A 20,630-nucleotide genomic window follows, 5' to 3' on the forward strand; every position below is an offset into this window, starting at 1 on the left:
GCTCTGATCGGCGCGCCGTCCGGAACAGGTAGGACGGCGGCCTGATGAATCTCCACCCCTGGGAGGCTTCCCATGACCACCGTGACGTCCCCGCTCGCAGGACGCGCCATCGGACTCGCGGCAGTGCCCGACCCGGTGTTCTCCGGCGCGATGGTGGGTCCCGGTACCGCCATCGACCCGGTTCGTGAGCCCTCCGAGGCCGTTTCGCCCGTCGACGGTGTCGTCGTCTCGCTGCACCCGCACGCGTTCGTCGTCGTCGACGGCGAGGGCCATGGCGTACTGACGCACCTGGGAATCGACACCGTTCAGCTCAACGGCGAGGGCTTCGAGCTGCTCGTCAACAAGGGCGACACCGTCAGCCGCGGCCAGGCCGTCGTGCGCTGGAACCCCGCCGCCGTCGAGGAGGCCGGGAAATCGCCGGTCTGCCCGATCGTCGCGCTCGAAGCCACCGCCGACTCGCTCGCCGAGGTCCGTGAGGACGGCGACGTGAAGTCCGGCGACGCGCTCTTTACCTGGCAGTGAGCCGGCGCCGTCCTTGAGCGACGGTATGCAGACAACCACCGCGGCGGCAGTGTCCGCCGCATCTACCGGAGACGGGTGAAATGGAGACAACGCTGCGAGGCGTCGGCGTGAGCCACGGTGTGGCGATCGGCGAGGTGCGGCACATGGGTACGGCGGTTCTGGAGCCGCCGGCCAAGCAGATTCCCGCGGAGGAGGCGGAGCGCGAACAGGGGCGTGCCCGCCAGGCCGTGGAAGCTGTGGCCGCCGACCTGATCGCGCGGGGCAACCTGGCGGGCGGCGAGGCCCAGGCGGTGCTTGAGGCGCAGGCCATGATGGCCCAGGACCCGGAGCTGATGGCGGACGTCGAGCGGCGGATCGCCGTGGGCAGCACCGCCGAGCGCGGTGTCTACGACGCGTTCGCCGCGTACCGGGCGCTGCTGGCGGGTGCCGGTGAGTACCTGGCCGGCCGGGTCGCCGACCTGGACGACGTGCGGAATCGTATCGTCGCCCGTCTGCTGGGCGTGCCGATGCCGGGCGTGCCGGACAGTGACGAGCCGTACGTACTGATCGCGCGGGACCTGGCGCCGGCCGACACGGCACTGCTGGACCCGGCGCTGGTGCTGGGCTTCGTCACCGAGGAGGGCGGGCCGACCAGCCACAGCGCGATCCTCGCGCGGGCGCTGGGGGTCCCGGCCGTGGTGGCGCTGCCGGGCGCCGGCGAGCTGGTCGAGGGCACTGTGATCGCCGTCGACGGCAGCACGGGTGAGATCTTCGTCGACCCGAGCGAGGAGAAGCGTGCGGAGCTGACGCAGGCCGCCCATGCGCGCAAGGCCGCGCTGGCCGCCTCCTCGGGTCCGGGCGCCACGTCGGACGGACACAAGATCCCGCTGCTGGCGAATGTCGGCGGTCCGGCGGATGTGCCGGCCGCGGTCGAGGCCGGTGCGGAGGGTGTGGGTCTGTTCCGTACCGAGTTCCTCTTCCTCGACGACAGCCAGCGGGCTCCCTCCAAGGAGAAGCAGGTCGAGGCGTACCGCAAGGTGCTGGAGGCCTTCCCCGAGGGCCGGGTCGTCGTACGGGTGCTGGACGCGGGCGCGGACAAGCCACTGGACTTCCTGACGCCGGCCGACGAGCCCAACCCGGCGCTGGGCGTCCGGGGCCTGCGGACGCTGCTGGACCACCCCGAGGTGCTCCGGACGCAGCTCACCGCGCTGGCCGAGGCCGCCCAGGGGCTGCCGGTCTACCTTGAGGTCATGGCCCCGATGGTGGCGGACCGGATCGACGCCAAGGCGTTCGCCGACGCGTGCCGCGAGGCCGGGCTCCAGGCGAAGTTCGGTGCCATGGTGGAGATCCCGTCCGCCGCGCTGCGGGCGCGGGCGATCCTCCAGGAAGTCGAGTTCCTCTCGCTGGGGACCAACGACCTGGCGCAGTACACCTTCGCGGCGGACCGCCAGGTGGGCGCGGTCTCCCGGCTCCAGGACCCGTGGCAGCCCGCGCTGCTGGACCTGGTGGCGCTGTCGGCCGAGGCCGCGAAGGCCGAGGGCAAGAGCTGTGGTGTCTGTGGCGAGGCGGCCTCCGATCCGCTGCTGGCGTGTGTACTGACCGGTCTGGGTGTTACCAGTCTGTCGATGGGTGCCGCGTCCATTCCGTACGTGCGGGCCACGCTGGCCAAGCACACGCTGGCGCAGTGCGAGCGGGCCGCCGCGGCGGCGCGGGCCGCGGACACCGCCGAGGAGGCGCGGCTGGCCGCCCAGGCGGTGCTGTCCGGGGAGTGATCTCCTGGTGACCGGCCCGCCGCGCGGGCCGGTCACCTCGTCGTGACATGGATGGCCGTCCCGCTCCGTGCGGGGCGGCCATCTGCCGTGTCGGCGGATGCTTGCCGTACGGTCCATGCGGTCCATGCGGTCCGGGCTGTACGGACGGGGGGCGCTCAGCGGTGCTGGTGTTCGTCCGGCGGGGGCGGCAGCGGGAGGCCGGGGAGGTGTTCGACTCCCGGCTCCGGAGGGACGGGTTCACCGGTCTCGACGTCGGTGCAGTAGGCCGTGAAGACCTCCCCCGCGGTGAGCGGCCGTAGCCAGCCGTCGTGCAGGGACCAGCCGCGGACCGTGTCGTGGGTGGCGTCGTCCGCCGTACGGGACACGATGCCGCCGGGGCTGTGCAGGGCGATGCCGGTGGCCAGGACCGTACAGAAGATCAGGGCCTGGGCTTCGGAGAGGTCGAGCCGGCCGTCCTCGCGGCCCGTGGCGTGCAGCACGGCGAGCAGGGGTGTGCCGTCCGCCGGGACGCTGCAGACCAGGTGGTGGGTGCCGCGTCCGAGCGCCTCCATCAGACGGGTCACCGCCCGGGTGGCCCGGGCGAAGGCGGCCCGGGCGATGTCCGCGCCGCACTGCGCGCACTCCCCCGCGCGGGAGAGCAGCGAAGAGGCGTGGTCCCAGGTGGCCTGGCGTTCCGTCTCCTCGACGAGGGCGGGCAGGAGCCGGCTCAGGGGCCGGTCGTCGTACGGGAGCGTGGGGCCGGTGCAGGCCAGTTCGGCGGTGTAGCGCGTCCGGCTGGCGGGGTGGTCGGGTTCCAGGGCGTGGTCCGCGCAGAAGGACTCGTACGCGACGGGGTCGAAGAGGCTGATCGTCGTATGGATGCCTTGAGCGCTGAGGGTGTGCAGCAGGTGCTCCATCTGCTGGAGGTAGGTGGCGTGGTCCTCGAAGGTGAAGGTGCGGTAGCGGCGCATGGCCGCGAAGTCCCGTGGGGTGGCCAGTACGGCGGCGGTGCTGGGGATTTCGCGGCGCAGGGCGCGGTGGGCGCGGGGGGCGGCCGTCTGCCGCGCCTGCTTCGAGCGCTTCGTCTGCTTCACACGGTCCGTGTGGTCCGTGTGGTTGGCGTTGTCAGCGTGGTTCGTGCGTCGGGACGCTGATTCCGATGTCATGACTCCCCCTCGGTCGGTTCCGGAGGCGCTGCGGCAAGCGCAACGCTTGTGACGGACAGTAACCGAGGGGTCTGACAATGGCGGCTGACCTGGGCTTTCCCGGGTAGTCCGGCGCCCGGTGAGGCGGGCGCCGGCGTTACGGCGTCCGGCTCACGGCATCCGGCTCACGGCATCCGGCTCACGGCGTTCAGCTCGCCGCCCGGCTTCGCGCGCTCCGCCGCGACCCGCTCGTAGAAGCGCAGCAGTTCCAGGTTGTCGACCGACCCGGGGTTGACGGCCTTTTCAAGGGGCGTTCCCTGGAGGAGCCGTTTGACGGGGACCTCGATGCGCTTGCCGGTGAGGGTGTGCGGCACTCCGGGGGCTTCGATGATGTCGTCGGGCACATGCCGCGGGGAGAGCTGTTCGCGGATGGTCTGCTTGATACGGGTGCGCAGCGCGTCGTCCAGTGTGGCGCCCGGGACGAGGTGGACGAACAGCGGCATCCAGTAGCCGCCGTCGGGCAGTTCCAGGCCGATGACCAGGGATTCGCGGATCTCGGGAAGGCGCTCGACGGCTTCGTAGATGTCGGCCGACCCCATACGGACACCCTGCCGGTTGAGCGTGGAGTCGGAGCGGCCGTGGATGACGACGGTGCCGCGCGAGGTGAGGGTGATCCAGTCCCCGTGCCGCCAGGCGCCCGGGAACATCTCGAAGTAGCTCTCGCGGTAGCGGCTCCCCTCGGGGTCGTTCCAGAAGTGGAGGGGCATGGAGGGCATGGGCTTGGTGACGACGAGTTCGCCGACCTCGTCGGTGACGGGCCTGCCCTGCGCGTCCCACGCCTGGAGGTCTGTGCCCAGGCAGGCGGCCTGGAGCTCACCGACGTGTACGGGAAGGGTGGGCGAGGCGCCGGCGAAGCAACTGCACACGTCCGTGCCGCCGCTGACGGAGGCGATCCACAGGTCCTCGGCGACCTCGTCGTGGAGCCAGCGGAAGCCGTCGGGCGGGAGTGGGGAGCCGGTCGTGGCCACGCATTTGACGGTGGAGAGGTCCAGGTCGCGTCCGGGGTGGACGCCGGCCTTGCGGCAGGCCATGACGTACGCGGCGGAAGTGCCGAAGAGGGTGGCGCCGGTGCGTTCGGCCACCCGCCACTGGGCGGCGGTGTCCGGATGGCCGGGGCTGCCGTCGTACAGGATGACGGTGGAGCCGACCAGGAGGCCGGAGACGAGGAAGTTCCACATCATCCAGCCGGTGGAGGTGTACCAGAAGAACCGGTCGTCGGGGCCGAGGTCGCAGTGCAGGCCGGTCTGCTTGAGGTGTTCCAGGAGGATGCCGCCCTGGGACTGGACGATGGCCTTGGGCAGGCCGGTGGTGCCGGAGGAGTACAGGACCCACAGGGGGTGGTCGAAGGGGACCTGCTCGAAGACCGGTTCGGTGCCGGCGGAAATCAGGGAGGACCAGGTCAGGGCGCCTTCGGGGGCGGGGGTGCCCAGGATCGGGATGTGGACGACGGCGCGCAGGGTGGGCAGTTCGCGGCGCAGTTCGGCCACCGTCTCGCGCCGGTCGTGCTCCTTGCCTCCGTAGCGGTAGCCGTCGACGGTGAACAGGACGACGGGTTCGACCTGCTGGAAGCGGTCCAGGACGCTGCGGGCGCCGAAATCGGGGGCGCAGGAGGTCCATACGGCGCCGACGGCGGCGGTGGCGAGGAGGGCGACGACGGCTTGCGGGATGTTGGGCACGTATCCGCTGACGCGGTCGCCGGGCCTGACGCCGATCCGGCGCAGTTCGGCGGCCAGGGAGCCGACCTGGGCGCGGAGCGCGGACCAGGTCAGGGGCGTCGGCTCGTGGGTCTCGTCGACGTGGAGGAGGGCCGGGGCATCGGCGCGGGCGGGGTCCAGCGCGGCGCGCAGGGCGTGCTCGGCGTAGTTGAGGGTGGCGCCGGGGAACCAGCGGGCGCCGGGCATGGCGGCGTCGGCGAGCACGGTCTCGTACGGGGTGGTGAAGCGTACGTCGAACCATTCGGCGACGGCCTGCCAGAAGCGCGGGAGTTCGTCCACGGACCAGCGGTGCAGGGCGGCGTAGCTCGCGGCCGGGTCGTCCGCGACGGGCGCGGGGGCGCCGTGGCGGGTGGCCGCCCACTGGTGGAAGCGGGTGACCTGTGCTGCGGCGATACGGTCCGGGCCGGGCTGCCACAGGGGCTCCGGCTGCGGGACGGGGTGCTGCGGTGCGGTGGTCATGGTCGGCTCCCGGCTGCTGTACGCGTCGTGTGCGTGGCTCCGCGCACGGCTGGGGTGTGCGCGTGACACGGCTTGCCAGGACGATGCCATGTGATCGACTTGTGCACCAGGGTCGGCTGCCACATTCGGGGGCGGGTAGGGGGCGCCCCTACGGAATGGGGTGGTGCCCCCACGGAACGGGGTGGCACCCCACGGGATGGGGGTGGCGCCCCTATGGGGTGGTGGGGTGACCGGTGCGGGCGGGAGCCGTGGGGTGCCGGGGAAGGTTGCAGGTGGCCGGGTCGCGGCGGCCCGGGCAGGTGAACGGGAGCTGAACGGTGCCCGCACCGCGCGGCGCCGGTGGCAGGGTGAGCGGCATGGACGGGCATGATCTGGTGCGGTCGGTACGGATGCTCACGGCGGACCGGGTGATCGGGGCCGCCAGGATGTTCGGTACGGCGCAGGGGCTGCGCTCCGTACGGTCGGCGTGGCGCCGGCACCGGGCGGACGCGGTGGGGCTGCCGCACGGCGGGGCGGAGATGGCGCGGGTGCCGGGGCCGGCGTACGGCGCGGATCCGCAGCCGGGCGGCGGGGTGGTGCACTTCGCCCGCTCCTCGCTGCGGGTGCGGGTGGCGGCGGGCGGCGCGGTGTTCTGCGGCTGGGACGGGGCCGGGCCGGAACCGTCGTACGCGCTGGCCGGCCCGTGTCCGGAGGCGGACCGGCGGGCGGTGCTGGAGCCGGACACCGGTGGCGGCTGGCGGGTGGTCTCCGAGCGGGTGATGGTGGCGGTGTCGCGGCACGGTGCCGTGGAGGTACGGACCCCGGGCGGGGTGGTCCTGCGGCGCGAGCTGCCGCCGCGCTGGTGGGACCGGGTGGCGCAGGAGCCGGCCGTGAGACGCCCTCTCGCCTCCCGTTGGGTGCAGCGCTCCGAGGTGCCCGCCGACGCCCGCTTCTTCGGTCTGGGCGGCCGGGCGGACGGCCCCCGGCTGCGCGCCGGTTCCTACCGTCTGTGGAACACCGACCCCGGCGGCGCGTTCGTCCCGGGTGACGACCCGCTGTCGATCACCATGCCCGTCCAGTTGGTGGTGGCCGACGCCGGCACGCATCTGGTCTTCCACGACAACTCCTGGGACGGCCGGGTCAGGCTGCGCGAGGGCGCGGAGGGCGCGGGCTCCGGTCACGACCGGCCGGGCCGCTGCGAGCTGCGGATGGACGGCGGGCCGTTGCGCTACTGGATCCTGGTCGGCGCCCCGGCCCGGGTCCTCCAGGGCTGGACGGCGCTGACCGGCGCGCCCGCGCTGCCGCCGCGCTGGGCGCTGGGCCATCAGCACGCCCGCTGGGGGTTCGGCAGCGAGGCCGAGGTGCGGCGGGTCGTGGCGGGCTACCGGGAACGGGGGCTGCCGCTGTCCGCCGTACATCTCGACATCGATCACTACGACGGTCACCGGGTGTTCACCGTGGACCGGGCGGCCTTTCCCGCCCTGCCCGCCCTCGCCCGGGAGTTGCGGGCGCAAGGGGTCCGGCTGGTGTCCATCGTCGATCCGGGGGTGAAGGCGGAGCCGGGCTCCGCGGTGTACGACAGCGGTGCGGCGGCGGGGGCGTTCGTACGGGACGCGCGGGGGCGGGAGGTGCGCGGCCTGGTGTGGCCGGGCGAGGCGGTCTTTCCGGATTTCACGGATGCGCGGGTGCGCAAGTGGTGGGGCGGTCTGTACGCGGAGCGGCTGGCGCAGGGCTTCTCGGGGGTGTGGCACGACATGAACGAGCCGGTGTCCTTCGCCGCGTTCGGCGAGGCGACGCTGCCCAGATCGGCCCGGCACGCGCTGGAGGGCCGCGGCGGTGACCACCGGGAGGCGCACAACATCTACGGTCTGGCGATGGCGCGGGCCGGCTACGAGGGGCTGTGTCAACTGCGCCCGCAGGAGCGCCCGTTCCTCTTCTCGCGCTCGGGGTGGGCGGGGCTCCAGCGGTACGGCGGGACCTGGTCGGGGGACGTGGCGACCGGCTGGCCGGGGCTGCGGGCATCGCTGTCGCTGGTGCTGGGACTGGGGCTGTGCGGGGTGCCGTACAGCGGCCCGGACGTGGGCGGCTTCTCGGGCGTGCCGTCCGCGGAGCTGTATCTGCGGTGGTTCCAACTGGCCGCCTACCTCCCGCTGTTCCGTACGCACTCGGCGCTGTACGCGGGCCGCCGGGAGCCGTGGGAGTACGGGCCCGAGGTGCTGGAGCACGCGCGGGCCGCGCTCTTGGAACGGGAGCGGCTGCTGCCGTACTTCGTCACGCTGGCACATCTCGCGCGGCTGACGGGAGCTCCGTACGTACGGCCCGTGTGGTGGGAGGAGCCGCGTGACCGCGCGCTGCGCGACTGCGGGGACGCGTTCCTCCTGGGGGACGCGCTGCTGGTCGCTCCGGTGCTGGAAGAAGGCGTGCGGCAGCGGACGGTGCGGCTGCCGCGCGGCCGGTGGTACGACACGGCCACCGGACACGCGTACGACGGCCCGGGGCAGGTACGGTTGGCCACTCCCCTGTCCCGGATCGCGGTCCTGGCACGGGCCGGCGCCGTACTCCCGGTGACGGGCGCGCAGGGCCGGATGGAACTGGAGACCTGGGCACCGGCCGCGGGCCGTACGGGCAGCGCGGTGGTGGTACCGGACGCCGGGGACGGGTGGCAGCGCCCCGTCGTCGAGCGCTTCGTGTCGCGGTGGGCGCAGGGCCGGGTGGTGGTGGAGCGGACGGAGGAAGGGCAGGCCGCACGCGAGGCCGGATACCCGGTCCGGGTACGCGGGACGGGGAGGGAATCCCGGCCGGATTGACGGGGCCGCCGGGGGATTTCGTGGTGGCCGTGCGGCTGCTGGACGAAAAGCCGTGCCGGCTGGTAGAGGGAACCCATGCCGAGAATCGCTGCCGCGCTGCGCGGCCTCACCGCGGCCGGCGCCGCACTGCTGGCTTTCACCGCGCTGCCGTCGCCGGATGCGCGGGCGGCCCACCGCGACCCGACCGCCCCCAAGGAATTCGTCGCACTGCGGGACGTGGATCCGACGATTCGCCAGGAGATGCGCTACTACTCGGAACACAATTTCGTGGGTGAGCCGGTGGACGGCTATCGCCGCCCGCTGTGCATCCTGACGCGCGAGACCGCGCGGGCCCTGCACCGGGCGCAACTGTCGTTCCTGCGGCGCGGCTACACCCTGAAGGTGTACGACTGCTACCGGCCGCAACGCGCCGTGAACCATTTCGTGGCATGGGCCAAGGACCTGGACGACGAGCGCATGAAGGCGGAGTTCTATCCGCGGGTGGAGAAGTCGGCGCTTTTCCGGGACGGTTACATCGCCGAGAAATCGGGCCACAGCCGGGGCAGCACGCTCGACCTCACGCTCGTACGGCTCCCCGGCCTGCCGACACGCCCTTACGAACCCGGCGAACGGCTGGTCCCGTGCTATGCGCCGCGCGCGGAGCGTTTCCCCGACAACTCCCTCGACATGGGTACGGGTTATGACTGTTTCGACACCTTGGCGCATACCCTCGATCCCCGCGTCAAAGGCGAACAGTTGAAGAACCGGCTGTTGTTGAAGGACGGTATGGAACGGGCCGGCTTCACGAATTATCCCAACGAGTGGTGGCACTACACCTTGACACCGGAGACCTTTCCCGACACGTATTTCGACTTTCCGGTGTCGCGGCGGTCGCTCACCGGGCGATGAGCCGGTGTCCGTGTACGGGTCGGTCTTGTCGGCCTACGGTCGGTCTTGTCGGCTGCGGTGGGGCCGTAGGACTCCAGGATGACGGGGGCGGCCAGGGCCGCGCCGATGGCTTGGGTCCAGGCGTGGGGATCGGGGCCGGGGGTCTGCCAGTGGGTGGGGCGGGCGGTGAGCAAGGTGGCGGTGAGCTGCTGCTGGCGGGTCAGGTCACCCGGGGGTGAGGCCGGTATGCGCCGTATGAGGCCGTCGTCCGTACGGTAGGCGTGGGCGATGCGCAGGCCGCGGTGGTGGGCCGGGGCGTCGAGGTGGGTGAGCGCGAGGGCGTCCACTCCCCCGCAGACCTCGGCGGCGTAGGCGTGGGCCGGCGCGTCGAAGTGGCCGGCGCGGAAGGGGCCCTGCCAGCGGCCGTGGCCGTTGTGCCGTTCGGGGACGGCCGTCAGGATGCCGGGGTCCTCGGTGACGAGCGGGCCGGGGCCGTGCCGGGTGGTGTACGTACGGACGACTCCCAGGCGCAGCGCCGCGCGCGGCTGTCCGGCGTCGGCCAGGAGGGACTCGGCGTTGGCGAAGGTGGTGGTGGACCAGGTGGTGTAGGGGTGGAAACCGTGCCATTCGTCCAGGAGGACGCCCTGCGCGCCTTCGAAGACGACCGGTCCGCGGCGCAGCAGCCGGGGCAGGTGGGTGTCGTCGACGAGGGTGACATGGGCGGCGAAGGCGGCGAAGGCGTCCAGGCAAGGGTCGAGCGGCGGGACGTCCGGTGGCAGGGCGCCCGGTGGGCTGCCGAGTTGTTCGGACAGCCGGTCGCGGAGCAGGGCGAGTTTGCGGCGCAGCACCGTACGGGAGAGGCAGTCGCCGGCGGTGGGTGCGTCGGAGGGGTGGGCCAGGGCGTACGCGGCGGTCTCGCCGATGCCCATGCCGCACGAGCCGTGCCGGGCCGGGCCACGGGCCTGCTCGCGGGCCCGGTTGGCCGCGGCGTGGTACGGGGCGGTCAGCAGGGCGCGGCGGTCGACGGTGAGCAGGGACAGCGGGTCGGGGACGCCGAGGGAGGCGAGGTGCCGGGCCTCGGTGGCCAGCGCCAACGGGTCCACCAGCATGTGCCGGGAGAGGTGGGTGGGCACGCCGTGGAAGGTGCCGGATCCGAACTGGGCGAAGGTGTGGTGACGGCCGTCGCCGGTCAGGACGTTGTGCGCGGCCTGGGCTCCGCCGTTGAAGCGGACGACGGCGGCGACCGGCGGGGCGCCTGGACCAGGGGCGCAGAGCCGGTCGACGACGGTGCCCTTGCCCGCGTCGCCGTAACCGAGGTCGACGACGATGGTGTGCATGGGGGGTGCGGTCCTTCGGGGTCAGGGCCGGGTCGCGCCGCGGCGGGGGTGGGTACGGGCAGCGCGGGCCCGGGCCAGGGGGGACAGGGCCCTGCTGACGGTCTCCCCGGCGTCCGAGCCGATGTCGGCGAGGTCGTCGAGTCCCGCGGCGAGGTCGACGGCCTCTTCACCGAGGCCGATGGTCAGCGCGATCGTCTCGCACACCGCGTCGAGGTCGTCCAGTTCGATGACGTTCTGGCCGAGCAGCTTGCGCCAGGTGCCCAGGACGGCCGTGTCTCCGACGTGGGCGGCGCCGGCCGGGAGGATGAAGAACACCTCGAAGCTGCGCCGCAGCTCGGCAAGGATCGCCGGGAGGGGGATGTCCTCCTGGACCGGGTCGCCGAAGACCGCGCGTATCTCGCGCGCCTTGACCTTGCCGTACGGCATCTCGTCACCGATCAGGAAGAGGTAGCCGCGGCGCCCGCGCTTGTCGTGGCAGTCGATGGAGGTGTGCCGGGCCATGGCGTACAGGGCGAGTTCGTAGGACTCGGTCATCTGTCCGCCGCCCCCGCCCTCCAGGAGGATGTTGCCCAGGTCCTCGTCCATCCGGTTGTCGGACTCGAACTGGCCGAGCTGGAGCGGCACCCGGTCACAGGTGGCGTCGCCCACCGCGCCGAAGAGGATCTGCGGGTGTGCGACGTACCCCTTGCTGAGCAGCAGGCCGAACAGTTCGGGCAGCTTGGTCTGCAGGACGCGCGGCACCGATCCCATGGAGCCGGTGACGTCGAAGATGACGGAGATGGCCAGTGAGGTGGGGTGTTCGTCGGAGTCCCGGCTCTCGCGGCGGGTCAGACCCTTGGGGTCCAGGCTGGGGTGTGCCTTCCAGGACTGCCGCGGGGCCGATGCGGTGAGGCGGTCGCTGTAGTCGAAGGCTCCGGTGCCGGTGGCGGCGCGGTAACTCGCCGCCGCGCCGTAGACGTTGGTGGACCAGGTGCCGCTGCCCATGGTGATTCCCCCTTGATGAGTGTGTGGCGGTGCGGTGCGCTGTGACGCACGCGGTATGTGCTGTGTGGTGCGCGGTGTGGTGCTCGCATCGGCGCGCGTCGGCGGGCGGCGCGTGCCGGGACCGGGCCCGCTCAGCGGACGCCGTCCTCCCGTTCCGGACGCAGCAGGGCCGGGTGCAGGAGGCGTGCGTCACCGGCGCGGTAGAGGCGGGCCCGGGGCCGCCGCGCGTTCCGCCCCGGGCCGCGGTCGTCCCGGTGGATTCGACGAAGCCCGGGACGGAGAGGACCTTGCGGTGGAAGTTGCCCGCGTGCAGCGGGCTGCCCCAGATGGACTCGTAGACGCCGCGCAGGTCGGCGATGGTGAACTCCTCGGCGAGGAAGGCCGTCGCCAGCGGGGTGTACTCGATCTTCGAGCGGGCGCGGTCCAGTCCGTCGGCCAGGATCTGCGCGTGATCGAAGGCCAGCGGGAGAGGCGGTCGCGCGGGCGCGGTGCGGGCGTCGGGCCGGGGCACGGAACCACCCCCGTCGATCCCGTGCCCACGGCCCTGTTCATGGGGACGCGGCCGGGCCGTGTCCGGTTCAGTGGAATGACGACCGGCGTCCTGATCGGCCGGACCGGCACCACTGCCGGCATCGGCGCCACTGCCGGCATCCGTACCGCTGCCGGTGCGGGAGGTGCCCGTACCGAGGTCCAGGCCGGCGACCGGGACCCAGGCCGCCGCCGACGCGTCGCCGCCGACGCGCGCCTCGGGGAGGTCGGGGGCGAAGGCGAGGTAGGCGACGGTGACGACGGGCATCCGCGGGTCGCGGCCCGGGTCACCGTACGAACCGAGCTGTTCGAGGTGGACGCGGCCGAGGCCGGTCGCGGCGTCCAGGCCGGTCTCCTCGGCCAGTTCGCGGGCCGCGGCGGCGTCCAGGGACTCCTGTCCGGCACGTACGAATCCGCCCGGCAGCGCCCAGGCCCCTTCGAAGGGCTGCCCGCCGCGCTGGACGAGCAGCACGTGCAGGGTGCCTTGGCGCAGCGTCAGGACGACGACGTCGACCGTGACCGCGATGGCGGGGAACGCTCGCGGGTCGTAGGCCGCGAGGAAGGCGCCCTCGTCCTCGTCGCGGTGTCGCTCCGCGTGCGCGTCCACGTCCACGTTCGCCTCCACTCTTCCCGTCACCCCTGCGGCGTGAGTTGTTCTCATTATGAGTTCTTCTCGGAACGAGAACAACTTAGCACGCGCACCGGGAAAGGGGCGACGGGAGGAGGCGACGGACGGCAGGACCGTCTCCCTGGCAGGGCCTGCCGAGCGCCGGGTAGCGTGCGCGTATGGCTGGTCACGAGTTCGGGTCGTACGAGGAGTTCTGGCCGTACTACGTCGCGATGCACGCGAAGACCGCGACCCGGTGGGTGCACCTGACCGGCACCCTGACGGGTTTGGCGGTGTCCGCGTACGGACTGGCGCGGCGGCGCCCCCGGCTGCTGCTCGGACTGCCGGTCATCGGCTACGGGACGGCCTGGCCCGCGCACTTCCTGATCGAGCGGAACAATCCCGCCACCTTCGGGCACCCGGCGTGGTCACTGCGCGGAGACATGCAGATGATCCGGATGATGCTCTCCGGGCGGGACGCCGAACTGGCGGCGACCGCGGGCAAGTGGCTCGCGGAACACGGACACCAGGACCGCTCGGTGTGACCTTCCGCGTGCGGGTGACGTCCGGCCGTACCGGGGTTCCGCGCCGGGCGGGAGCGTGGCAGACTTTCTGACGCCCCGTCAGCTTTGCGCAGCACACGTGCCGTGCCGTTCGGCGACATCTGTGCGGCGAGTCCTGGGAGGTCTGGGTGGTGGCACGTGCCCGCAAGCCCGTGGTTCCGGGCTGGTTCGGTCAGGACGGCGCGGACTTCCGGCTGCTGGGGACCAGGTGCCGGGCCTGCTGCTCGGTCTTCTTCCCCCGCGAGGACCGCTTCTGCCGCAATCCGGCCTGCGGCGGAAGCGAGCTGGAGGAGATCCCGCTGTCCCGCCGCGGCACCGTCTGGTCCTACACCGACAGCCGCTACCGTCCGCCACCGCCCTATGTGAGCGACCCGGACGTGCCCTGGGAGCCGTACACACTGGTCGCCGTGGAGCTGGCGGCCGAGCGGATGGTGGTGCTGGGGCAGGCCGCGCCGGGCGTCACTCCGGCGGACCTGACGGTGGGTACGGAGGTCGAACTGGTGCCGGGGGTGCTGAACGAGGACGCGGACGCGGACGTCACGTGGACCACGTGGCACTGGCGGCCCGTGGCGGAACGGCCATGACGCGGGGCGCCTCCGCCGGCGGGGACAGGGACATCGCGGTGCTCGGCGCCGGGATGCACCCCTGGGGCAAGTGGGGCCGTGACTTCGTGGAGTACGGGACGAAGGCGGCGCGCGCGGCACTGGCGGACGCCGGCCTGGAGTGGGCGGCGATCGGTTCCGTCGTCGGCGCGGGGACGGTACGCGGCGGCTACCCCGGCCATGTGGCGGGCGCGGCCTTCGCACGCGCCCTGGGCTGGCAGGGCGCGCGGGTGAGCAGCGTGTACGCGGCCTGCGCGTCCGGATCGCAGGCGATCGGCACGGCGCGGGCGCAGATCCTGTCCGGGATGGCCGACACCGTACTGGTGGTGGGGGCCGAAGCGGCACCCAAGGGGTTCTTCGCCCCGGCGGACGGCGAACGGCCCGATGACCCGGACTGGCTGCGCTTCCGGGTGCTCGGTGCCACCAATCCGGCCTATTTCGGGCTGTACGCGCGGCGGCGGATGGCCCTGTACGGGGACACTGCGGCGGACTTCGCGCGGGTGAAGGTGAAGAACGCGGCGGCGGGCGCGGCCAACCCGTACGCGCGCTACCGCGAGCCGGTGACGGCCGATCAGGTCGCCGCCTCGCCGGTGGTCGCCGACCCGCTGCGGCTGCTGGACATCTGCGCCACCTCCGACGGTGCCGCCGCTCTCGTCCTGTCCGGCGTGGACTTCGCGCGGCGGCACGGCGTACGGGACCCGGTCCGTATACGGGCCGTCTCCACGGCCACGCCCCGCTACCCGCGTACGGATCTGGACCTGCCCGACATCGCCACCGATTCCGCCGCCCTGCCGGGGCCGGAGGCCGGGGCGGGGTTCCGGGCCTCGATCGCCCTCGCCGCCTATGAGGAAGCCGGTGCCGGCCCCGGTGATCTGTCCCTGGCGGAGGTCTACGACCTGTCCACCGCGCTGGAGCTCCAGTGGTACGAGGACCTGGGGCTGTGCGGGCCGGGCGAGGGCGCCGGCCTGCTGCGGGACGGGGTCACGGCGCTCGGCGGGCGGCTGCCGGTGAACGCCAGCGGCGGGCTGGCCTCCTTCGGCGAGGCGGTACCGGCCCAGGCCATCGCGCAGGTCTGTGAGCTGACCCGGCAGCTCCGGGGGCGGGCGGGGGCGCGCCAGGTCCCCGGCGCGCGGGTGGGCATCGCGGTCAACCAGGGGCTGTTCGGGCACGGTTCCGCGGTCGTCGCGGTCCGCTGACGGCGCCGTTGCCACGCGCTCCGTACGCATGCGCCCGGTGGGGCCGGGGCGCACCCGGGGGGCTCGCGTCACCGGCGCGCAGGAATGCCGTACAGCACTCAACAAGCCTCCCGACGGCCGACCTTGACGGCCCATCAGCACCGGTGAACACTGCCGGGTGTCAGTCGGCATCGCCGCACACCGGCACCCCGGCCGCAGGGCAGCCGCTCCACGCTGCCCGGCTCCCCATGGCGGTCTCGACGCGCCGGCGCGCCCGGCGGGGAAGACACCGGCCGCCGGGCGGGACGCGGACAACGGGAAGCGGGTAGGCGGTGGACGGGGAGCCCGCACCCGGCACGGAGGACCGGGGGTCCGCCCCCGGGTGAGGGCCAAGGAGCCGCCATGTATGCCAACGGGGACATCTTCATCGGCGAGGTCATCGGTACCGCGCTGCTGATTCTCTTCGGTGCCGGTGTGTGCGCCGCCGTCACCCTGCACCATTCCAAGGCGAGGGCCGCGGGCTGGGTCGTGGTCGCCTTCGGCTGGGGCCTGGGCGTGCTCGCCGGGGCGTACACCGCCGCTCCCCTGTCCGGCGGGCACCTCAACCCCGCCGTGACGCTGGGCTCGGCGGTCGCGCACGGCACCCCCTGGTCCAAGGTCCCGCTCTACATCGGGGCGCAGATGGTCGGGGCGCTGCTGGGTGCCGTACTGGCCTGGGCGCTGTACTACGCGCAGTTCGCCGCCAACGCCGAGCGGGACAAGGCCCAGCCGACGCTGGGCATCTTCTCGACCATCCCGGAGGTCCGCAACGCGCCGGCCAACCTCCTCACCGAGATCATCGCCACCATGGGACTGGTCCTGCCCCTGCTGTTCTTCGGGCACAACACGGGCATCGGCATCGGACAGGTGCCCGGGGAACGGGCCGGGGTGTACGGGTCGGGCATCAATGTGCTGCTCGTCGCCCTGCTGGTCGTCGGCATCGGTCTCTCGCTCGGCGGGCCGACCGGCTATGCCATCAACCCGGCCCGTGACCTGGGACCGCGTATCACCCATGCCCTGCTGCCCATCCCCAACAAGGGCTCCTCGGACTGGGCGTACTCCTGGATCCCGGTGGCCGGCCCGCTGATCGGGGCGGCGCTGGCCGGCCTGGTGCACAACGCGGTCTTCTAGCGCGGCACGGTCCTCCAGCGCACGGTTGTCCGGCGCGCCCCGCCCGCCCGCGGTCCTGCAAGGAAACTCCGGTCCTCCCAGGAAACGCCGAGCCAGGAAACGCCGAGCCAGGAAGTCAGGAGAGGCACGTCATGACGGACAGCACCGAGAAGTACGTCGCCGCCATCGACCAGGGGACGACCTCCAGCCGCTGCATCATCTTCAACCACGACGGCGCCGTGGTCGCCGTCGACCAGCGCGAACACCGGCAGATCTTCCCCAAGCCGGGCTGGGTGGAGCACGACGCCACCGAGATCTGGTCCAAGGTCCAGGCCGTGGTGGCGGGCGCGCTCGCCAAGGCGGGGCTGCGCGCCGACCAGCTCGGCGCGGTGGGCATCACCAACCAGCGCGAGACGACGGTCCTGTGGGACCGGGCCACCGGCAAGCCGGTGCACAACGCGATCGTCTGGCAGGACACCCGTACGTCCCAGTTGTGCGGCGAACTGGGCGGCGAGGACGGTCAGGACCGCTTCCGGGACGCCACCGGGCTGCCGCTGGCCAGCTACTTCTCCGGGCCCAAGGTGGCCTGGCTGCTGGACAACGTGCCCGGGCTGCGGGCCCGCGCGGAGCACGGCGAGATCGCCTTCGGCACCATCGACTCGTGGCTGATCTGGAACCTGACGGGCGGGACGGACGGCGGGGCGCACGTCACCGATGTGACCAACGCCGGACGCACGATGCTGATGAATCTGACGACCCTCCAGTGGGACGCCTCGATCCTGTCGGCGATGAACGTGCCCGAGTCCGTGCTGCCCGAGATCAGGTCATCGGCCGAGGTGTACGGGACGGCGGTGGGGCAGTTACGCGGCGTTCCGGTGGCCTCCGCGCTGGGCGACCAGCAGGCGGCCGTGTTCGGGCAGACCTGCTACGGCGTGGGCGAGGCCAAGAACACCTACGGCACCGGCTCGTTCCTGCTGCTCAACACCGGGAACCGGCCGGTTCCCTCCAAGAGCGGGCTGCTGACGACGATGGGCTACCAGCTCGCCGGCGAGGCGCCGGTCTACTGTCTGGAGGGCTCCATCGCGATCACGGGGGCGCTGGTCCAGTGGTTCCGCGACCAGCTCGGCATCATCGGCTCCGCGGACGAGATCGAGACGCTGGCGGCGAGCGTCCAGGACAACGGCGGGGCGTACATCGTTCCCGCGTTCTCCGGCCTGTTCGCCCCGTACTGGCGCTCGGATGCGCGCGGGGTGATCGCCGGCCTGACGGGCTACGTCACCAAGGCGCACCTGGCGCGTGCCGTGCTGGAGGCGACGAGCTGGCAGACCCGCGAGGTCGTGGACGCCATGTACCAGGACTCGGGCGTGCGGATCACCTCGCTGAAGGTCGACGGCGGCATGACCGTCAACAACCTGCTGATGCAGCACCAGGCGGACGTCCTGGGGGTGCCGGTGATCCGCCCGGTGGTCTCGGAGACGACCTGCCTGGGAGCGGCGTACGCGGCGGGGCTGGCCACCGGCGTGTGGGAGAACCTGGACGAGCTGCGCGCCCACTGGAAGCGCGACACGGAGTGGACGCCGCACATGGACGGGCCGACGCGCGAACGCGAGTACGCGAACTGGCGCAAGGCGGTGGAGCGGAGCTTCGGGTGGCACGAGGAGGCGGCGCGGGGCGGCGCGGGCGAGCGGGCTGAGGGAGCCGAGGGGAGCGGGAGCGGCGGCGGGGCGTAGGCGCACAGGCGCGTAGACGCGTACGGCCGGTTCCTGACGGTGTCCCAGGCGTGCGGCCCGTACCTCGGACGGTGAGGTACGGGCCGTACTCTCGTGTATCCGCACTTCCGTGCTTCCGTAGTTCCGTACTTCTGTGTCTGCGCGCGCCGTCAGGAGATCGCGGGCTCGCGCCGCCGGGCACCGATGCGCATCGCGTGTTCCACGACGGCGATCAGGACGTCCCGGACGGAGTCCTTCTTCCGTGCGTCGCAGAGCATCACCGGTACGTCGGGGTCGAGGTCCAGGGCCTCCTGAATCGTTTCCGCGGGGTAGCGGTCCGCGCCGTCGAAACAGTTGACGGCGACCATGAAGGGGATGCCGCGCCGTTCGAAGTAGTCGACGGCGGCGAAGCAGTCCTCCAGGCGCCGGGTGTCGGCGAGGACGACGGCGCCCAGCGCGCCGAGCGCCAGCTCGTCCCACAGGAACCAGAAGCGCTCCTGGCCCGGTGTGCCGAAGAGGTAGAGCACCAGGTCCTCGCGAATGGTGATGCGGCCGAAGTCCATGGCGACGGTGGTGGTCCGCTTGCCCTCGACACCGTCGAGGTGGTCCACCGGCCGGCCCGCCTCGGTCAGGTACTCCTCGGTGCGCAGCGGCTTGATCTCGCTGACCGCGCCCACCAGGGTCGTCTTGCCGACGCCGAAACCGCCCGCCACCAGGATCTTGAGCGAGAGGGGATCGACGGCTCGCGCCCGGCGGCGTTCAGAGCGCCCGAAGGCCATGGGGCTCCTCTCCTGTTCCGCCGCTCGTACGGATCACACGCATCCTTGGTCCCTGGTGTTCAGCATGGTTCAGCAAACGGTCGGCTTCAAGCAAAGGAACGGTACAACGTGAGCGGCGCCGGCCTCACCACGGGTGACATTCCTGGCCATGGCCAAGGCCGGTGCCTGGTCGGGCCGGAGCCGGGGAAGGGGGCCGGGGCCACGGGCCGGCCGCCGGCGCTACCGCCACAGGGGTACCCGCGTCCCCAGTCCCCGGGCGACGGCGAGCCGGGCGAAGCGCAGCCCCAGCGGGATGTCCGCGACCACCAGGCTGCTGTTGTAGGCGAAGACGCGTTCCTCGGGCGAGTGGCGGCCCACGGTGATGCCCGCCAGGACCGGCGGGAACTCCGTGTCGACGGCGGGCAGACGGCCCTCGGCGTCGGCCAGGTCGGTGGCGGTGGCCCTCATCTGTGTCTCGCTGGTGGCCACCACACGGTCGGCGCGGTGCAGCGCGGAGGGCGCCAGCCCGTGACCGACCAGGACGGACAGGGTGCCGGGCCGCAGCCACTCGCCCTCGACCGCGGCGCGGCTACGGGCACCCGCGGCGGCCACGACGACATCGGCCTGTCCGGCGGCGGCCCGCAGATCGCCGACGACCTCCAGGTCGCGGTCGGGCGCACGGGCGCGCAGCGCCTCCCGTACGGCCGCGATGCCCGCGGGATGGGTCCCGTACAGCATCAGCCGGTCCAGGTCCGGCAGGGTCGTCAGCAGGAACGGCAGGGTGCCGCGGCCCTGGGTGCCGGTGCCGATCAGCAGCGCGCTGCGGGCGCCGGGCCGGGCGCACTCACGGGCCAGCAGGGCGGTGACGGCCGGGGTGCGCAGCGCGCCGATGCGTGCGCAGTCCATCATCACCATGGGCCGGCCGGTGGCGTCGTCGTAGAGGGTGAGGGCCGTGTAGGCCCGCTGCTGGGCGCGGGGGCCGTCCAGGCCGTGCTTGTAGGTCGTCCTGACGGCCACGACCTGGTGGAAACCGTCGCGCCCGAGCATGGCGGAGGAGACGGAGTGCCCGTCCCGGGGCCTGACGGTCAGTCTGCGCGGGTTGTCCGAGCGGCCCGCGGCCAGGGTGCGGTACGCGCACTCGATCGCGCTGAGCACGTCGGCGGGGGTGATGTCGATGTCCGCCAGGTCACCGGCGGACAGGACGTGCAGCGTCCCGTCGGCGGCGGACAACTCCTGGACGGCGCCTCGTGGTGTCCCTCGTGTCCTCTTGGGCAGGTTGGGCATGGCGGTTCCCGGGTGCTGGTCGGCGGTCATGCGGCATGGCGCCACCATGGCGGTCCGACCGTAGCCCCCGGGGGGCCGCCGGGGGCAGGGGGCGGGCGCGGCGCGCGGGAACACGGGCCGGGCCGTGGCCGGGTCCCGAGGCCGGGAGGGGCGCACACGGCGGTGGTGTGCGGCGGTCGTGCGGCGGTGTGCTGCCGGGCCGGGGGCACGGCTCACGGCCGCGGCCCCGGCCCCGCCTCACAGCGCGCGCAGACCGTCGATCACCTCACGCAGGACCTGCTCGTCGGGCAGTTCCGCCGGCGGTACGGGCCTGCTGACGTGGACCAGTTCCGCGTCCAGCAGGTCCCCTATGAGGACCCGTACCACTCCGACCGGCAGGTCGAGCCCGGCCGCCAGCTCCGCCACCGAAAGCGGTTCGTCGCGGCACATCCGGATGATGTCCAGATGTTCCGGTGACAGCGTCGGGTCGTGGACGGGATCGTCCCGGCGGGTCTCGGAGACCACCAGCGCGATCAGGTCCAGCGGTGTTTCGGCCGCGCTGCGGGTGCGGCCACGCGTCATCGCGTACGGACGGACGACCGGGCCCGCCTCGTCGTCGTACCAACTGGCCGTCCGGTGCCCGGAGACGGCCGGACCGTCCTGGCTCATGG

The 20,630-nt window shown here is 72.7% G+C and carries 16 protein-coding genes and 2 pseudogenes; 9 read left to right on the top strand and 9 right to left on the bottom strand.

The genetic code is table 11. From position 1 onward, the window contains the following. Positions 1-72 precede the first annotated feature (72 nt). Positions 73-522, top strand: a complete 450-nt coding sequence (locus KGS77_RS02780; RefSeq protein WP_242578517.1) for a PTS glucose transporter subunit IIA — start codon at positions 73-75, stop codon at positions 520-522. An 80-nt stretch (positions 523-602) separates the two neighbouring features. Then, complete coding sequence (ptsP, locus tag KGS77_RS02785) at positions 603-2,273, top strand: phosphoenolpyruvate--protein phosphotransferase (protein WP_242578518.1); 1,671 nt, start codon at positions 603-605, stop codon at positions 2,271-2,273. Positions 2,274-2,428: 155 nt separating this feature from the next. On the opposite strand, the gene KGS77_RS02790 is transcribed toward ptsP, so the two are convergent. Further along, entirely contained in the window at positions 2,429-3,346 is a 918-nt protein-coding gene (locus tag KGS77_RS02790) for a hypothetical protein (protein ID WP_242578519.1), read from the bottom strand. Between the two features lie 236 nt (positions 3,347-3,582). Beyond that, positions 3,583-5,631: an acetoacetate--CoA ligase gene (locus KGS77_RS02795; protein WP_242578520.1), complete on the bottom strand. Its 2,049-nt coding sequence runs from the start codon at positions 5,629-5,631 to the stop codon at positions 3,583-3,585. 356 nt (positions 5,632-5,987) lie between these two features. Between KGS77_RS02795 and KGS77_RS02800 the strand changes: the two genes are divergently transcribed. Both KGS77_RS02800 and KGS77_RS02805 read left to right on the top strand, forming a co-directional pair. Beyond that, positions 5,988-8,417, top strand: coding sequence for a TIM-barrel domain-containing protein (locus KGS77_RS02800; protein ID WP_242578521.1), 2,430 nt, complete (start codon positions 5,988-5,990; stop codon positions 8,415-8,417). Between the two features lie 75 nt (positions 8,418-8,492). Beyond that, on the top strand, positions 8,493-9,305 hold the full coding sequence (locus KGS77_RS02805; protein ID WP_242578522.1) for a M15 family metallopeptidase: 813 nt from the start codon (positions 8,493-8,495) through the stop codon (positions 9,303-9,305). Here KGS77_RS02805 and KGS77_RS02810 read toward each other — a convergent pair. The 4 genes and pseudogenes from KGS77_RS02810 to KGS77_RS02825 all read right to left on the bottom strand — a co-directional run. Continuing rightward, positions 9,227-10,621, bottom strand: coding sequence for an adenylosuccinate synthetase (locus KGS77_RS02810; RefSeq protein WP_277994179.1), 1,395 nt, complete (start codon positions 10,619-10,621; stop codon positions 9,227-9,229). The genes KGS77_RS02805 and KGS77_RS02810 overlap by 79 nt on opposite strands. 21 nt (positions 10,622-10,642) lie before the next feature. Then, the gene (locus tag KGS77_RS02815; protein WP_242578523.1) at positions 10,643-11,605 is read right to left on the bottom strand and encodes a hypothetical protein; all 963 of its coding nucleotides are present in this window, start codon (positions 11,603-11,605) and stop codon (positions 10,643-10,645) included. Between the two features lie 131 nt (positions 11,606-11,736). After that, positions 11,737-12,071 (bottom strand): annotated as a pseudogene (locus KGS77_RS02820) (DNA hydrolase); the annotation flags it as partial. A gap of 234 nt (positions 12,072-12,305) precedes the next feature. Further along, positions 12,306-12,740: pseudogene (locus KGS77_RS02825) on the bottom strand (NUDIX domain-containing protein); the annotation flags it as partial. A 179-nt stretch (positions 12,741-12,919) separates the two neighbouring features. On the opposite strand from KGS77_RS02825, the gene KGS77_RS02830 reads away from it, so the two are divergent. The 5 genes from KGS77_RS02830 (at position 12,920) to glpK (ending at position 17,959) form a co-directional block, all read left to right on the top strand. Beyond that, positions 12,920-13,285 (top strand): DUF962 domain-containing protein, encoded by a 366-nt coding sequence (locus KGS77_RS02830; RefSeq protein ID WP_242578524.1) that lies wholly within the window; start codon positions 12,920-12,922, stop codon positions 13,283-13,285. A gap of 149 nt (positions 13,286-13,434) precedes the next feature. Continuing rightward, a complete protein-coding gene (locus KGS77_RS02835; RefSeq protein WP_242587260.1) occupies positions 13,435-13,887 on the top strand; it encodes a zinc ribbon domain-containing protein in 453 nt (150 codons plus the stop codon). Further along, complete coding sequence (locus tag KGS77_RS02840) at positions 13,884-15,101, top strand: lipid-transfer protein (protein ID WP_242578525.1); 1,218 nt, start codon at positions 13,884-13,886, stop codon at positions 15,099-15,101. The genes KGS77_RS02835 and KGS77_RS02840 overlap by 4 nt, the downstream gene beginning before the upstream one ends. Before the next feature lie 381 nt (positions 15,102-15,482). Continuing rightward, positions 15,483-16,250 carry an MIP/aquaporin family protein gene (locus KGS77_RS02845; RefSeq protein WP_242578526.1) on the top strand — a complete coding sequence of 256 codons (768 nt, stop codon included), beginning with the start codon at positions 15,483-15,485 and terminating at the stop codon, positions 16,248-16,250. A gap of 131 nt (positions 16,251-16,381) precedes the next feature. After that, the gene (gene glpK, locus KGS77_RS02850) at positions 16,382-17,959 is read left to right on the top strand and encodes a glycerol kinase GlpK (protein ID WP_242578527.1); all 1,578 of its coding nucleotides are present in this window, start codon (positions 16,382-16,384) and stop codon (positions 17,957-17,959) included. Between the two features lie 149 nt (positions 17,960-18,108). Here glpK and KGS77_RS02855 read toward each other — a convergent pair whose 3' ends face one another. From KGS77_RS02855 to KGS77_RS02865, 3 genes are all read right to left on the bottom strand, one after another. Further along, a complete protein-coding gene (locus KGS77_RS02855; RefSeq protein WP_242578528.1) occupies positions 18,109-18,717 on the bottom strand; it encodes an ATP/GTP-binding protein in 609 nt (202 codons plus the stop codon). A gap of 219 nt (positions 18,718-18,936) precedes the next feature. Further along, complete coding sequence (locus tag KGS77_RS02860) at positions 18,937-20,010, bottom strand: ornithine cyclodeaminase family protein (RefSeq protein WP_242578529.1); 1,074 nt, start codon at positions 20,008-20,010, stop codon at positions 18,937-18,939. A gap of 207 nt (positions 20,011-20,217) precedes the next feature. Further along, the gene (locus KGS77_RS02865; protein WP_242578530.1) at positions 20,218-20,628 is read right to left on the bottom strand and encodes a DUF742 domain-containing protein; all 411 of its coding nucleotides are present in this window, start codon (positions 20,626-20,628) and stop codon (positions 20,218-20,220) included. Positions 20,629-20,630 lie beyond the last annotated feature (2 nt).

Source organism: Streptomyces sp. MST-110588 (assembly GCF_022695595.1).
In the GTDB taxonomy this organism is placed as follows: domain Bacteria; phylum Actinomycetota; class Actinomycetes; order Streptomycetales; family Streptomycetaceae; genus Streptomyces.

Excerpts from the sequence above, each read along its gene's own strand:
- KGS77_RS02780 (WP_242578517.1), top strand. The coding sequence starts at position 73 with ATGACCACCGTGACGTCCCCGCTCGCAGGACGCGCCATCGGACTCGCG.
- ptsP (WP_242578518.1), top strand. The coding sequence starts at position 603 with ATGGAGACAACGCTGCGAGGCGTCGGCGTGAGCCACGGTGTGGCGATC.
- KGS77_RS02795 (WP_242578520.1), bottom strand. The coding sequence starts at position 5,631 with ATGACCACCGCACCGCAGCACCCCGTCCCGCAGCCGGAGCCCCTGTGG.
- KGS77_RS02800 (WP_242578521.1), top strand. The coding sequence starts at position 5,988 with ATGGACGGGCATGATCTGGTGCGGTCGGTACGGATGCTCACGGCGGAC.
- KGS77_RS02805 (WP_242578522.1), top strand. The coding sequence starts at position 8,493 with ATGCCGAGAATCGCTGCCGCGCTGCGCGGCCTCACCGCGGCCGGCGCC.
- KGS77_RS02810 (WP_277994179.1), bottom strand. The coding sequence starts at position 10,621 with ATGCACACCATCGTCGTCGACCTCGGTTACGGCGACGCGGGCAAGGGC.
- KGS77_RS02815 (WP_242578523.1), bottom strand. The coding sequence starts at position 11,605 with ATGGGCAGCGGCACCTGGTCCACCAACGTCTACGGCGCGGCGGCGAGT.
- KGS77_RS02830 (WP_242578524.1), top strand. The coding sequence starts at position 12,920 with ATGGCTGGTCACGAGTTCGGGTCGTACGAGGAGTTCTGGCCGTACTAC.
- KGS77_RS02840 (WP_242578525.1), top strand. The coding sequence starts at position 13,884 with ATGACGCGGGGCGCCTCCGCCGGCGGGGACAGGGACATCGCGGTGCTC.
- KGS77_RS02845 (WP_242578526.1), top strand. The coding sequence starts at position 15,483 with ATGTATGCCAACGGGGACATCTTCATCGGCGAGGTCATCGGTACCGCG.
- glpK (WP_242578527.1), top strand. The coding sequence starts at position 16,382 with ATGACGGACAGCACCGAGAAGTACGTCGCCGCCATCGACCAGGGGACG.
- KGS77_RS02855 (WP_242578528.1), bottom strand. The coding sequence starts at position 18,717 with ATGGCCTTCGGGCGCTCTGAACGCCGCCGGGCGCGAGCCGTCGATCCC.
- KGS77_RS02860 (WP_242578529.1), bottom strand. The coding sequence starts at position 20,010 with ATGACCGCCGACCAGCACCCGGGAACCGCCATGCCCAACCTGCCCAAG.
- KGS77_RS02865 (WP_242578530.1), bottom strand. The coding sequence starts at position 20,628 with ATGAGCCAGGACGGTCCGGCCGTCTCCGGGCACCGGACGGCCAGTTGG.